This window comes from Gordonia terrae (assembly GCF_001698225.1).
Lineage (GTDB): Bacteria > Actinomycetota > Actinomycetes > Mycobacteriales > Mycobacteriaceae > Gordonia > Gordonia terrae.
This window is the reverse complement of record NZ_CP016594.1, coordinates 1211057-1223953: the sequence shown is the minus strand read 5'-3', so window position 1 is coordinate 1223953 and position 12897 is coordinate 1211057. Positions and strand designations below refer to the sequence as shown.

12 protein-coding genes are annotated in these 12897 nt (G+C 70.0%); 3 read left to right on the top strand and 9 right to left on the bottom strand.

Features of this window, described 5'->3' with window-relative positions:
• The first annotated feature begins 85 nt into the window (after nt 1-85).
• Nucleotides 86-790 carry a hypothetical protein gene (locus tag BCM27_RS05625; RefSeq protein ID WP_033205380.1) on the top strand — a complete coding sequence of 235 codons (705 nt, stop codon included), beginning with the start codon at nt 86-88 and terminating at the stop codon, nt 788-790.
• On the opposite strand, the gene BCM27_RS05620 is transcribed toward BCM27_RS05625, so the two are convergent.
• The 9 genes from BCM27_RS05620 to BCM27_RS05580 form a co-directional block, all read right to left on the bottom strand.
• Complete coding sequence (locus BCM27_RS05620) at nt 772-1431, bottom strand: hypothetical protein (RefSeq protein ID WP_004019948.1); 660 nt, start codon at nt 1429-1431, stop codon at nt 772-774. The genes BCM27_RS05625 and BCM27_RS05620 overlap by 19 nt on opposite strands.
• On the bottom strand, nt 1428-1862 hold the full coding sequence (locus BCM27_RS05615; RefSeq protein WP_004019949.1) for a hypothetical protein: 435 nt from the start codon (nt 1860-1862) through the stop codon (nt 1428-1430). Before BCM27_RS05615 ends, BCM27_RS05620 begins: the two co-directional genes overlap by 4 nt.
• Entirely contained in the window at nt 1859-2656 is a 798-nt protein-coding gene (locus BCM27_RS05610; RefSeq protein WP_004019950.1) for a hypothetical protein, read from the bottom strand. The genes BCM27_RS05615 and BCM27_RS05610 overlap by 4 nt, the downstream gene beginning before the upstream one ends.
• 47 nt (nt 2657-2703) lie before the next feature.
• A complete protein-coding gene (gene hemB, locus BCM27_RS05605) occupies nt 2704-3681 on the bottom strand; it encodes a porphobilinogen synthase (protein WP_004019951.1) in 978 nt (325 codons plus the stop codon).
• Between the two features lie 225 nt (nt 3682-3906).
• Nucleotides 3907-5598: a bifunctional uroporphyrinogen-III C-methyltransferase/uroporphyrinogen-III synthase gene (locus tag BCM27_RS05600; protein ID WP_004019952.1), complete on the bottom strand. Its 1692-nt coding sequence runs from the start codon at nt 5596-5598 to the stop codon at nt 3907-3909.
• A 49-nt stretch (nt 5599-5647) separates the two neighbouring features.
• The gene (hemC, locus tag BCM27_RS05595) at nt 5648-6592 is read right to left on the bottom strand and encodes a hydroxymethylbilane synthase (protein ID WP_004019953.1); all 945 of its coding nucleotides are present in this window, start codon (nt 6590-6592) and stop codon (nt 5648-5650) included.
• Nucleotides 6589-8013 (bottom strand): glutamyl-tRNA reductase, encoded by a 1425-nt coding sequence (locus BCM27_RS05590; RefSeq protein ID WP_004019954.1) that lies wholly within the window; start codon nt 8011-8013, stop codon nt 6589-6591. The genes hemC and BCM27_RS05590 overlap by 4 nt, the downstream gene beginning before the upstream one ends.
• A complete protein-coding gene (locus BCM27_RS05585) occupies nt 8010-8798 on the bottom strand; it encodes a redox-sensing transcriptional repressor Rex (RefSeq protein ID WP_033205317.1) in 789 nt (262 codons plus the stop codon). The genes BCM27_RS05590 and BCM27_RS05585 overlap by 4 nt, the downstream gene beginning before the upstream one ends.
• A 152-nt stretch (nt 8799-8950) precedes the next feature.
• Nucleotides 8951-9205, bottom strand: coding sequence for a glutaredoxin family protein (locus tag BCM27_RS05580; RefSeq protein ID WP_004019956.1), 255 nt, complete (start codon nt 9203-9205; stop codon nt 8951-8953).
• 159 nt (nt 9206-9364) lie between these two features.
• On the opposite strand from BCM27_RS05580, the gene BCM27_RS05575 reads away from it, so the two are divergent.
• Both BCM27_RS05575 and BCM27_RS05570 read left to right on the top strand, forming a co-directional pair.
• Nucleotides 9365-10492 (top strand): HAD family hydrolase, encoded by a 1128-nt coding sequence (locus BCM27_RS05575; protein WP_004019957.1) that lies wholly within the window; start codon nt 9365-9367, stop codon nt 10490-10492.
• A gap of 31 nt (nt 10493-10523) precedes the next feature.
• Nucleotides 10524-12890 (top strand): transketolase-like TK C-terminal-containing protein, encoded by a 2367-nt coding sequence (locus BCM27_RS05570; protein WP_004019958.1) that lies wholly within the window; start codon nt 10524-10526, stop codon nt 12888-12890.
• The last annotated feature ends 7 nt before the right edge of the window (nt 12891-12897 follow it).

The following is a 12897-nucleotide window of genomic DNA, read 5'->3' as shown; positions in this document are numbered from 1 at the left end:
GCATACTGCCGCCGACGCCGCTGTGGAGACCACGCTGCGCGGTCCGCGACCGGGCGCGTGCGACCACCCGACAACCGGAGTTCTCATGACCGCAGTACCCGACCTCATCACGACCCCGTTCCGCTGGCTCGCCGCCCTCAGGCACGCCCGGGTGTTCCACCCCGACGGTCTGCTGTGCGGGGGACGCGCCGCACTGTCCGCGGATCACCCATTGCCCTTCCGCAGCGGCCCGGTGTCGGTGCGGGTGTCGAAGGGGATCGGCACGCCCGGCGGCCTACCGGACATCGTGGGGCTCGCCATCCGGTTTCCGTCGACCGACCATGGCGCGGTGGGTGGCGGCGGCGTCTCGTCCTCGACCAACGCCACCGGCGCCTGGGACCTTTTGCTCGCCGGCCCGGCCCCGTTCGCCGGCCGCGTGCCCGTGCCGCTCCCGACGACGCACTGGGCCACCGCGGTGTCGAGCCTGACTCCGTACCGCTACGACGGCGAGCTGTACTGGATTCGGGCCCGCATCCTCGAGCCGTCGGAGTCCTCGGGACTCTCGATCGAGGATCTGGCCGCCCGCCTGCGCCGCAACCAGCCGATCGTGATCGTCCTCGAGGCCGGCGTCGGACGCTTCGTGCCGGTGGTCCGGATCGAGCTCGACCACGTCCTCACCGGACTCGACGTCGACTTCGACCCGATCCTGCACCGGCCCGTAGGCGTCGAGTTCGCGCCGTCGTGGCTCGGCGACCTACGACGCCGCGCCTACCGCGACAGCCGGGCGGGCCGTCACTCGGTCGATTCCTGATCCGCCGGGTCGGTTCCCGTCGTCGAGGCGCCGCGGGGCGGCAGACCCAACCGAAGGGCCTCGTGTGCCTGCGTGAGTTCGCTGCGCAACCGTTCGACGTCCCGGGCCCACGCTTGCGCGAGGGTCCCCGAGGTCAGCTCCACACCGATCCCCTTACGCCGCCGGGGTACGCCGTGCAGCTCACCGAGCGCCGACGCACTCTCCCAGTCCTCCGGGGCGTGACCGTGGTTGGGCGGGAAGATCTTCCGGATGTCCGCGAGCGGGGTCGTGACCGCGCCCTGCCGGAGCGTGGTCTCGGTGAGCTCGACGCTGACGTGGCGGCGGGCAGCGGACACCTGCACCAGGGAGAACCCGAGAAGCAGCACGAAGAAGATCATGAGCACCGGCCAGTGCACCTGACCCGGTCCGGTGATCTCCACGGCCAGGACCGCGCCGACCAGGATCGGGCCGATCAGGACCACCCACCAACTCCCGCCGGACTCGGCGAACAAGATCTCCCCGGCCGGTTCCACCAGCGCGTCGGGTTCGGCGACGTCGGGTTCGGTGGCATCGGATTCCGGGGCGTCGGATTCCGGCAGATCGGACTCCGAGACATCGGACTCGGTGGGGTCGGGCTCGGAGCCGGCCGGGTCGGCCGTCATGTGTTCTTCTTGCGGGACCGGCGAGCCGGGCCCTCCGGCTCCTTGCCGGTGTACCAGGTCTCGGCGGGTGGCCGGTAGGCGAGCAACGACCCGAACAGGCCGATGATGCCCGCCAGCAACGGGAACGCGAAGAAGTTCATCCCCAGGCTCAGGAACAGCAGCATCGCCACGACGACCAGGGTCAGCGCCGCCAGCGACGAGCGCCATCTCGCGTCGCCGGTGAACGCCTTGCTGCCCAGCAGGATGTAGGCGACACCCACGACGACGACCATGGCGCCCAGCACTCCGGACGTGACGGTCCCGGAGTCGCCGACCGCGGACACGACGATGACGAGTGCGCCGAGCGCGATCAGGAGCGCACCCGAGGTCAACCAGCACCGGTAGGCCCAGACGACGAGTTTCGGACGCAGCGCCGGATCGGGACTTGTCACTGGTTCTTCGGTCCTTCGTTCTGGTTCTCGGGGGCTGGTTTCCCGGGCTGGGGGTTCTCCGGGTGAGGGTTCTCCGGGTGAGGGTTCTCCGGGTGCGGGCCGATGCGCTCACCTCGGTACTCGCTGTCACCATACGGCGTGTTCTGGCCGTACGGGTTCTGGCCGTACGGGTTCTGGCCGTACGGATTCTGGCCGTACGGATTCTGGCCGTACGGATTCTGGCCGTACGGATTCTGGCCGTACGGATAGGGCGGCATCGGCGGGTGCACCGGCTGCGGCTTGCGCGCCTGCGCCATGGCCCGGCAGTACTTCTCGGAGTCGCCCCGCATCAGCAGCACCGTCGCACCCAGCGCCGCGACGCCGCTGATCACCTGCGGGATCATCGCCCACGCCGGCGACGTGTCGCCGAACAGCGAGAACAGCAGGCTGACCACGACGTAGACACCCATCGCCGACAGCACGACGCGGGCCCAGTTGTAACCCTTCCGGGTGAACCAGACGATCAACGCGGTGATCGCGGTCAGGAACAGCGAGGTCGCTACCAGCACACCCACCACGAATCCCGACGACGTCATGAAGTCGACCTGCTCGGGTGGGATGCCCTCCTGGGGAGCCGCACGCACCTGCTCGCCGATCATGTCCACGAAGGTGCCGGTCTGCGCGAACAGCGCCACGATCTGGCCGACGATCACCACCACCCACAGCTCGACGGCGATGGAGACGGAGTCGGGGATCTTCGGTTGCGACGACGCGCCGGGGTCGGACTCGGGCGCGGGGCCGTACGGTGCGGACATGGGACCAGCCTAGTGAACCGGGATCGCCGCGAGCGCTGCGCGCGGGATCACGACAGGCGCTGTGCCACCTCGGCCGCCCAGTAGGTCAGGACGATCGAGGCACCGGCCCGCCGGATGCCGGTCAGTGACTCCAGGATCGCGGCATCCCGGTCGATCCAGCCCCGTTCGGCGGCGGCGGAGATCATCGAGTACTCGCCGCTGATCTGATACGCCGCGACCGGGACGTCGCTCATCTCGGCGACGTCACGCACGATGTCGAGGTAGCTCATCGCCGGCTTCACCATCACGATGTCGGCGCCCTCCTCGAGGTCGAGACGGACCTCGCGCAGCGCCTCCAGCCGGTTGGCCGCATCCTGCTGGTAGGTGCGCCGGTCGCCCTGCAACGACGAGCCGACCGCTTCCCGGAACGGGCCGTAGAACGCCGAGGCGTACTTCGCGGCGTAGGCCAGGATCCCAGTGTCGGTGAAGCCCTCCGCGTCGAGGGCGGCACGGATCGTGGCGACCTGACCGTCCATCATCCCGCTCGGCCCGAGGAGGTGCGCACCCGCTCGCGCCTGCGCCAGGGACATCGACACGTACCGCTCGAGGGTCTCGTCGTTGTCGACGCGACCCCGGCCGTCGACGACGCCGCAGTGCCCGTGGTCGGTGAACTCGTCGAGACAGGTGTCGGCCATGAGGACCGTCGAGTCCCCGAGGTCGTCGGCGAGGGTGCGCAGGGCCCGGTTGAGGATTCCGTCCTCGGCGTCGGCGCCCGACCCGGTGGCGTCCTTGTCCTCCGCGCGCGGCACACCGAACAGCATCAGCCCGCCGACGCCGGCCGCGACCGCCTCGGCCGCGGCACCGCGCAGCGAGTCCATCGTGTGCTGCACGACGCCCGGCATCGACGAGATCGGCACCGGCTCGTCGATGCCGTCGGCGACGAACATCGGCAAGACCAGGTGTCGCGGCTCGAGTGAGGTCTCGGCGACCAGCCGACGCATCGCCGGGGTGGTACGCAGCCGCCGGGGCCGGATCACGGGTGACATGAAATCTCCTTCGTCTCACGGGCCCTTCGAGGCTCGTCGCTATCGCTCCTCACACCTCAGGGAGCAGGAGTCTCGGCTGTCGCTCCTCACACCTCAGGGAGCAGGAGTCTCGGCTGTCGCTCCTCACCTCAGGGAGCAGGAGTCTCGGCTGTCGCTCCTCACACCCTTCGATGCTCGTCGCTGCGCTCCTCGCACCTCAGGGCGGCGCCTCAGGGAGGAGGAGGCTCACGAACGCGAGCGGCGAGACTTCTTGCGCGGGGGCGGAAGTGCACCCTCGGCCCGGAGCCGGGCGGCGTGCTCGGCGAGCGCGTCGACCAGTTCGAGCACCGACGCGTTCTCCGGCTGCACATCCACCCGGAGTCCGAATTCGGTTGCGGTCTCGGCGGTCTTGGGTCCGATGCACGCGACGATGGTGCGCGCGTGCGGCTTTCCGGCGATACCGACGAGGTTGCGCACCGTCGAGCTCGAGGTGAAGCAGACCGCATCGAAGCCGCCGGTCTTGATCATCTCGCGGGTCTCGGCGGGCGGCGGTGCCGCGCGCACGGTGCGGTAGGCCGTCACGTCGTCGATCTCCCAGCCGCGGTCACGCAGACCCTCGGACAGCGTCTCGGTGGCGATGTCGGCGCGCGGCAACAGGACTCGGTTCACCGGATCGAAGACGTCGTCGTAGGGCGGGAAGTCCTCGAGGAGTCCCAGCGAGCTCTGCTCACCCGACGGCACGAGTTCGGGGTTGATACCGAACGACCGCACCTTCTCGGCCGTGGCCTCACCGACACAGGCGATCTTGACGCCGGAGAACGCGCGGGCGTCGAGTCCGAACTCGGCGAACTTCTCCCACACCGCGCGGACCGCGTTGGTGGAGGTGAACACGACCCACTGGTAACGCCCGTCGACCAGTCCCTTGACGGCGCGTTCCATCTGCGCGGGACTCCGCGGCGGTTCGACCGCGATGGTCGGCACCTCCTTGGGCATGGCGCCGTGGCTGACGAGCCGCTCGCTCATGTCGCCGGCCTGGTCCTTGGTGCGCGGCACCAGGACGGTCCAGCCGTACAGGGCGCGCGATTCCCACCACGAGAGCTTGCCGCGCGCACCCACGACCTTGCCGACCGTGACGATCAGCGGGCCGGTGAGCGCGTTGCCCTGCTCGTTGAGCGTCGCGAGCGTGGCCTCGATGGTGCGCTGTGCACAGGTCGTGCCGTTGATGGTGATCGCGGCCGGGGTCTGGGGCGCCATGCCGTGTTCGGTGAGCGCACTCGCGGTCTCGGCGAGGTGACCCGACGTCGCGTGCAGCACCAGCGGGCCCGGGGCGGCGGCCAGTGCGGCCCAGTCGACCTCGCCGCGGACGTCGGCCTCGGTGTGGGTCGAGCCGAGCGGCATGCCGGCGTAGCTCGGCACGACGGAGGCGGCGGGCAGGCCCGGCAGGACCTCGAAGGTGACGGACGTGCGGGCGACGGCGTTCACCTCGGCGAGGACCGAGTCGGTGGTCAGCGGATCTCCGGAGACCACGCGCACGACGTCGTCGCCGTTGCGGGCCGCGGCAACGAGGGTTTTCGCGACCTCGGCCGGGTCGCCGAGTGCCGGTCGGACCACCGACTCCTCGTCGGCCTGTCCGGCATCAGCCTTGCCGGTCTCGTCACCGACGGCCTGCGGCTCGTCGGCCGGGGCGGCAGGCGCCGACGCCGCGTCGTCGGCGGGTTTCTCGGCCTTCTTGGTGGATCGGCGAGTGTCGGCGGCGGGTTCGTCGCGATGCGCACTACCGATCAGCGACACCACCGGCGCGGGCACATCGGGGTCGATGTAGGCCGTGGTCGCGTTGGTGATCACGGTGCGCGCCCGCACGGTGAGCAGGTCTGGGTCCCCTGGACCCGACCCCACGAACAGGATCCGTCCGGGATTTGCCTTCTTCGTACGGCTCATGGGTTCGCACTCTCCTGCCCTCTCGGCGAGGGCTGCAGTTCGTTCTCTGCTAGGGAGAGTTGACGAGGTCGCCCGCTCCCAGCTCCAGCAGTTCGGCGGCGAGATCCTTGCCCAGCTGAACGGCATGATCGACCGGACCCACCGCCGAAGCGCGGATCACGTCCGATCCGTCCTCGGCCGCCACTGCCGCTCGGAGCGACAGCTCGGCGAAGATGCGCCCGTCCTCGTCGATCGACTCGACCACCTCCGCGATCGCTCCGACCGGTGCGGTACAGCCGGCTTCGAGAGCCGCGAGTACCGCCCGTTCGGCATCGATGGCCGCGCGGGTGGACTTGTCGTCCAACTCGGCGAGAATTCTCACCAGTTCGGCATCGTCTGAGCGGCACTCCACAGCGAGTGCACCCTGCGCCGGAGCCGGCAGCATGACCACCGGTTCGAGCGCTTCGGAGACCACTTCGGTCCGTCCGATCCGCACGAGCCCGGCGCGGGCGACCACGACTGCGTCGAGTTCGCCGCTGGCGACTTTGCCCAACCGAGAATCTAGGTTGCCTCGTAGGGGGCGGATTTCCAAACCGAGACCCAATGCCTTAAGCTGCGCGGCCCGTCGCGGGGCCGAGGTGCCGATGACCGAGCCGGGTGGGAGCTCGCCGAGCACCAGTCCGTCGCGTGCGACCAGTGCATCGCGGGGATCGACGCGCGTCGGGACGGCCGCGATGGTGAGGTCGTCCTCGGGCGCCGTCGGGAGGTCCTTGTACGAGTGCACGGCGACGTCGACCTCGTCGTTCCGGAGCGCCACGCGGATCGCGGTGGTGAACACCCCGACGCCGATCTCGGCCACCGGCGCGGCCGAGGCGTCACCGGCGGTCTTGATGATGACCAGTTCGGCGGGATGCCCGGCGGCGGTCAACGCATCGGCGATGGTCTGCGACTGGGTGGTCGCCAGCAGTGAACCCCGCGTGCCGATCCGGATCGGCGCGGGAGAGGTTGCGCTCATCGGTCGCCCAGCTCGCCCGCCGCGTCACCCGCGGGCAGGCCACCGATGTGGTCGGGAGCCGAAACAGCTTCGGCCGCACCGGGCTTGAGTTCGAACAGTTCGCGCAGCGCCTCGGCGTAGTGGTCCCCGTTGGGGGTCGACGCCAGTTGCTTGACCCGAACGGTCGGCGCATGCAGGAGCTTGTCGACGACGCGACGGACGGTCTTGGCGACCTCGTCGCGCTGTGCGCCCTCGAGGTCGGGAAGCCGGGTCTCGAGACGCAGGATCTCCGCCTCGACGACGTCGGCGGCGCGCTGGCGCAGTGCTGCGACGGTCGGGGTGACCTCGGCCTGACGCTGGTGGGTGAGGTAGTCGGCGAGTTCGGAGGCGACGATCGACCGCGCCGCGAGGGTGTCGTTCTCGGCGGCCTGGGTCTCGGAGTCGCCCCGCAGACCCTCGATGTCGACGATGTGCACGCCGGGAAGTCGCGCGGCGGCCGGGTCGACGTTGCGCGGGAGACCGAGGTCGCAGATGACGAGCGGCGCGGCCGCGTTCCCGGCCAGTCTCCGCCCGCTCACTCCGTTCCCGGCGCGGGCGCGGGCGCGAGACGCGAGAGCCTCGTGCACCGATCCCACGCCGACGACCGCGCCGATCGCACCCGTACACGTCACGACGACGTCGGCCGTGGCCATCGCGGCCGGCAGGTCGTCGAGTCCGACGCCCCGGACGTCGATGCCGTGATTGGCGGCGATGTTGCCCGCGAGATGGTCGGCCTTGTCGACGGTCCGGTTCACCACGACCATCTCGGTGACGCCCTCACGGGCCAGCTGCGCGGTGGCCAGACCACCCATCGCACCGGCACCGACGACGACCGCGCGGCGCAGGCGGTGTGCGCCGGTCGCGGGATCGGTGAGCAGCGCCTTGGCGCGGTGAAGTGCGACGGAGACCACCGAGGCACCCGCCCGGTCGATACCGGTCTCGGTGTGTACCCGCTTGCCGACGCGCAGTGCCTGCTGGGCCAGTTCGTGCAGGACGCGCCCGGCGGAGTCGTTGGCGTCGGCGCTGAGGTAGGCGTTGCGGATCTGGCCGAGGATCTGCTGCTCGCCGACGACCAGCGAATCGAGGCCCGCCGCGACGGTGAAGAGATGCTCGACGGCGGCCTCGGAGTACCGGACGTAGGCGTGGCGGGTCATCTCGTTGACGGTCATGCCGGAGTGATCGCCGAGGACGGCGCCGACGGCCTCGAGCGCCGGGTGGAAGGCGTCGACGACGGCGTAGATCTCCACCCGATTGCAGGTGGAGACGAGCATGGCCTCGGAGATCGCTCGCGAGGAGAGCAGCTCGTCGATCAATTTGGGACGGTCGTGGTCGGAGACCGCCAACCGCTCGAGCACCTCGACCGGAGCACTGCGGTGCGACACCCCGAACAACAGAACACTCACGCTGTCACCGTTTCTTCACCCATTGCGTTTCCCTGGTGCCCGCGAGCCCGCTTCGTTCCGCGCGGCTCCTTGACGTCGTCGCGCGGCCCGCGAGAGGCCTGGAAAGCCAACACCTGTAGCTCCAAGGCTAGATCAACCTGTCTGACGACGACATCCGACTCCGCCGGAAGCGAGACCGGCGTGACGTTGAGCACCTGCCGTACACCCGCGGCGACGAAGGCGTCGAAGGCGAGCCGGGCATCGTCGTCGGCCGTGGCGATCACCGCGATCTCGACCGTCGGGACCGCCCGTGCACAGACGGTCGCGATGTCGGTCAGAGGCGCCACCTGCGGACCCCCCGACTCGAGGACCGCGCCGGCCAGGGCGGGATCGGCGTCGAACATCGCCACGACCCGGAACCCACGTCCGAAGCCTGCGTGCGACAGCAGCGCGCGGCCGAGCGAACCGGCACCGGCGAGCGCGACGGTGTGGATGCTGTCGGTGTGCAGGGTCATCGAGATCCGCGCGGTCAGGCGCCCGACGTCGTATCCGACGCCGCGAACGCCGTTGGCGCCCACGTAGGAGAGATCCTTGCGCAGGATGGCGGGATTGACCCCGGCGGCCGTCGCCAGCTCGCCGCTGGACGCCAGCAGGATGCCGCGGCGACTGAACGAGCGCAGCACGTGCAGGTAGGTGGCCAGCCGGGTCACCGTCGGCCCGGGGATGTCGGCGGTGGGGATGTCGGCGGTGGGAACGGCAGACGCGGGAGGGTCGGCGTCAGCCGACTTCGCTCGCTCCGCGCCCACGCTCACTCCCGCACACTCGTCGGCGTCGACCGGACGCCGAGACCCGACTCTTCTGAATGGGAACGAGGATATAACTTGCCTGTGAATCTGTTCACACGGCCCCTCGCGACCGGTCGTGCTGTGTTAGGCGCCGCGTCGACGTGGGAACCGATTCACCGACGGCCGGTGAGATCGGCCCGCAGGCGCGGTTCGTCGACCTCCCAGTAGCTGTGCTCGTCGCCGTCGAGCAGGACCACGGGAAGCCGGTCGCCGAACTCGGCGCGGAGGTCGGCACGCCCGTCGTCGGCCGCCCGGTCGACGTCGACCTCGGTGAACCCGACGCCCAGGTCGGCGCAGATCCGGGTCAGGTCGGCACGGGCCGCCGCGCAGGCCTGACAGCCGGCACGCGTCAACAGTTCCACCGTCATGGCGACCATCCTCCCAGCGTCGTGATCGGACGATCACCCGGGTGACGCGGCCCGGGGTGGATGTGCGATCCGCCACCGCGCGGGGGTCGGACTTCGGGCCCCGGCACCACTAGGCTGTACCGGGCAAGCAGTGCTGGCGCTACGCGTGGGAGGTGGGCAGTGGGCGAGATCCCGGGCCCGGAAGACCGTCAGGACGACGAGACGCCCGACGACGCGACAGATCTCCCGCCCAATCCGATGCAGGGCGACGGCCCGACCGGCGACGACTGGGAGTCGCACGCCGCCCGAATGGAGTTCACCGACGACTTCGACGAGGACGCCGAACTCCACGAACTCGGCGACGACGAGAACAACCGGGTCACGACCTGGATCTCGCAGCGGGCGACCGCGGCCACCGGCCGCTTCCGCCAGACCGCCCACGAACTCCGCCAGACCCTCGCCGGCGAGGCCAGCGCCAAGGCCGCCGTCGACTCGCTGCGGTCGCGCGAGACGGCCGACATCCCGGGCGAACCCCGGCGAGACCTCACCGCCGCAGCGTTCTTCGACGTCGACAACACCCTGGTCCAGGGCGCGTCGATCGTGCATTTCGCCCGCGGCCTGGCGGCCCGGAAGTACTTCACCTACGGCGACATCATGGACTTCGCATGGACGCAGGCGAAGTTCCGGATCACCGGCAAGGAGAATGCGCGCGACGTCGCCGAGGGCCGGGAGAAGGCGTTGTCCTTCATCGCCGGCAAACCGACCTCCGAACTCGTCGAACTCGGCGAGGAGATCTTCGACGACTACATCGCCGACAAGATCTGGCCGGGCACCAGGGCCCTCGCCCAGCGTCACCTCGACGCCGGACAGCAGGTCTGGCTGGTGACCGCGACGCCGGTCGAGCTCGCGCAGACGATCGCGGACCGCCTGGGCCTCACCGGGGCGCTGGGCACCGTCGCCGAGAGCGTCGACGGGGTCTTCACCGGTCGGCTCGTCGGCGACATCCTGCACGGCCCCGGCAAGGCCCACGCCGTCCGCGCCCTCGCGATCCGGGAGGGGCTCAACCTCAAGCGCTGCACGGCGTACTCGGACTCGCACAACGACGTGCCGATGCTGTCGCTGGTCGGTCGCGCGGTGGCCATCAACCCCGACACCGACCTGCGCGACGTCGCCAAGGTCCGCGGGTGGGAGATGTACGACTTCCGCACGGCGCGCAAGGCCGCCAAGTACGGGGCCGGGACCGCGATCGTGCTCGGCGCCGCGGGCGGGGGCGCCGCGGCCGCCGCCCGGTTCTTACGCCAGCGCTGACCTCCGCCGATCACTCCACCGGGAGAGCACCATGACGATCGCGAGCCCAACCGGCGACGCTCGGACGACAACCGACGCGCTGCGGAAGGTCGAGGACCGCGTGCTGTGGTTGTCGACCTCGATGATCCACCACGCCAACCTCGTTCGTCCCAATGCGACCGGAATGAAGGTCGGCGGCCATCAGGCGTCATGTGCCTCGATGGTGTCGATCATGACGTCGTTGTGGTTCGAACAACTCCGACCCGGCGACCGCGTGTCGGTGAAACCCCATGCCGCACCGGTACTCCACGGCATCAACTACCTGCTGGGACTGCTCGACGAGTCGTACCTGACGACGCTGCGCGAGTTCGGCGGCCTGCAGTCCTACCCCAGTCGCACCAAAGATCCAGACCCCGTTGACTATTCGACGGGATCGGTGGGCATCGGCGCCACCGCGCCGATCTGGGGCGCGATGGCCCGCCGCTACATCGACACCAGGCTGGGCGCCGACGCCGCGGGCATCGAGGCAGTCCGGGCCGACCGCCGGTCGGAAACAGTGCTCGGCCGTCAGTACTCGCTCGTCGGCGATGCCGAGCTCGACGAGGGGGCGGTGTGGGAGGCGATCCTCGATCCGTCGGTCGCCGAACTCGGCGAGCTGGTGTGGATCGTCGACCTCAACCGGCAGTCCCTGGATCGGGTCGTCCCCAACATCGCCGCCGGCCGGCTGGAGGCGATGTTCGCCGCGGCGGGGTGGCAGGTCATCGCCGTCAAGTTCGGCCGCCTGCTCGAGACCCTCTTCGCCCGTGAGGGCGGCTCGGCACTGCGAGGCCGCATCCTCGACATGCCCAACCCCGAATATCAGCGGCTCCTGCGCTGTGACGCAGATGAGGTGCGAAAGCGGCTGCCGGGCAAGGGCTCCGACGCCGAATCGGTCACCCGGGTCATCGATGACGTCGACGACGCAACCCTCCTCGCCGCGATCCGCAACCTCGGTGGTCACGACCTCGACGCCCTGCGCACGGCCTACGACCAGATCGACGACACCCGTCCCACGGTCATCCTCGCCTACACCATCAAGGGGCACGGCCTCCCGACCGAAGGCCACCCGCAGAACCACTCGTCGTTGTTGACGGTCGAGCAGTACGGGGAGCTGGCCACCGCCCTCGGGACGTCTGTCGACGATCCGTGGTCCGGATTCGCCGATGGCACCGAGGCCGCCGCATTGTGCGAATCGGTGGCGCGGAGGTTGCGTCGCGACCCCGTCGAACCCACTCCTCCCCCGGCGGTGCCGACCGACATCAGCAAGACCCCGACGGGGACATCGACAACGCAGGCGGCCCTGGGCCGAGCGTTGCTCGCGCTGTCGCGGGCTGCGCCCGAGGCGTCGGCGCGCGTGGTCACGGTCAGTCCCGACGTCAGTTCCACGACGAATCTCGCGGGCTGGCTGAACAAGGTCGGCGTGTGGTCGCCGGACGAGCGGCGCAACTGGTTCGACGACGACTCCGAGACGATCATGCACTGGCGGGAACGTCCATCCGGCCAGCACATGGAACTCGGGATCGCCGAGACAAACCTGGCCGGCCTGATCGGCGAACTCGGTGCGACGTGGAGCAGGTGGGGTCAACCACTCTTCCCGATCGGCGTGCTCTACGACCCGTTCGTCGAACGGACCCTGGAACCATGGTCGTACGGCATCTACGCGGGCGGGCAGTCGATCCTGGTCGGCACCCCGTCGGGGGTCACGCTCGCAGCCGAAGGTGGTGCGCACCAGTCGATCACGACACCGTCGATCGGCCTCGAACAACCCGGATGTGTGACCTACGAACCGGCCTTCGCGCTCGACGTGGAGTGGATCCTGTTGTCCTGCATCGGCCGGCTCGGACGGCCGGACGGCACGTCGTCGTACCTGCGCCTGTCGACGCGGCCGGTCGACCAGCGGCTCGCCGACGTCCCCACGGATCCCGCCGCCCGGGAACGACGCCGCCGACATGCGGTCGCGGGCGCATATCTGTTGCGGCGCACGAGTTCCCCGCAGGTCACCCTGGTCGGGATGGGTGCGGTGGTCACCGAGACCCTCGCCGCGGCGGACCGGCTCGCCGACCAGGGGGTGGACGCCGACGTCGTGTGCGTCACCAGCCCCGGGCTGCTCTTCGAGGCGATGCAGGCACGCCGCGGCCTGTCCGACTCGCCGTCGTGGATCCTCGACCAGGTCTTCCCCGCCGACCGCGCGGCACCGATGGTCACCGTCCTCGACGGCCACCCGCACACCCTCGCGTTCCTGACCGGCGTCAACGCGGTTCGCGGTGCCGCCCTGGGTGTCAGCAGGTTCGGCCAGGTGGGTTCGCTCGACGATGTCTATCGCCTCCATGGCATCGACACCGAGTCGATCATCCGGGCGGCGCTGGACCTTCGACGCTGACGGTCCC

Bases quoted from the DNA above. Each gene is read 5' to 3' on its own strand.
- hemC (WP_004019953.1), bottom strand. From the start codon at position 6,592: ATGAGCGCAACCTCTCCCGCGCCGATCCGGATCGGCACGCGGGGTTCA.
- BCM27_RS05600 (WP_004019952.1), bottom strand. From the start codon at position 5,598: ATGAGCCGTACGAAGAAGGCAAATCCCGGACGGATCCTGTTCGTGGGG.
- BCM27_RS05625 (WP_033205380.1), top strand. From the start codon at position 86: ATGACCGCAGTACCCGACCTCATCACGACCCCGTTCCGCTGGCTCGCC.
- BCM27_RS05570 (WP_004019958.1), top strand. From the start codon at position 10,524: ATGACGATCGCGAGCCCAACCGGCGACGCTCGGACGACAACCGACGCG.
- BCM27_RS05580 (WP_004019956.1), bottom strand. From the start codon at position 9,205: ATGACGGTGGAACTGTTGACGCGTGCCGGCTGTCAGGCCTGCGCGGCG.
- hemB (WP_004019951.1), bottom strand. From the start codon at position 3,681: ATGTCACCCGTGATCCGGCCCCGGCGGCTGCGTACCACCCCGGCGATG.
- BCM27_RS05610 (WP_004019950.1), bottom strand. From the start codon at position 2,656: ATGTCCGCACCGTACGGCCCCGCGCCCGAGTCCGACCCCGGCGCGTCG.
- BCM27_RS05620 (WP_004019948.1), bottom strand. From the start codon at position 1,431: ATGACGGCCGACCCGGCCGGCTCCGAGCCCGACCCCACCGAGTCCGAT.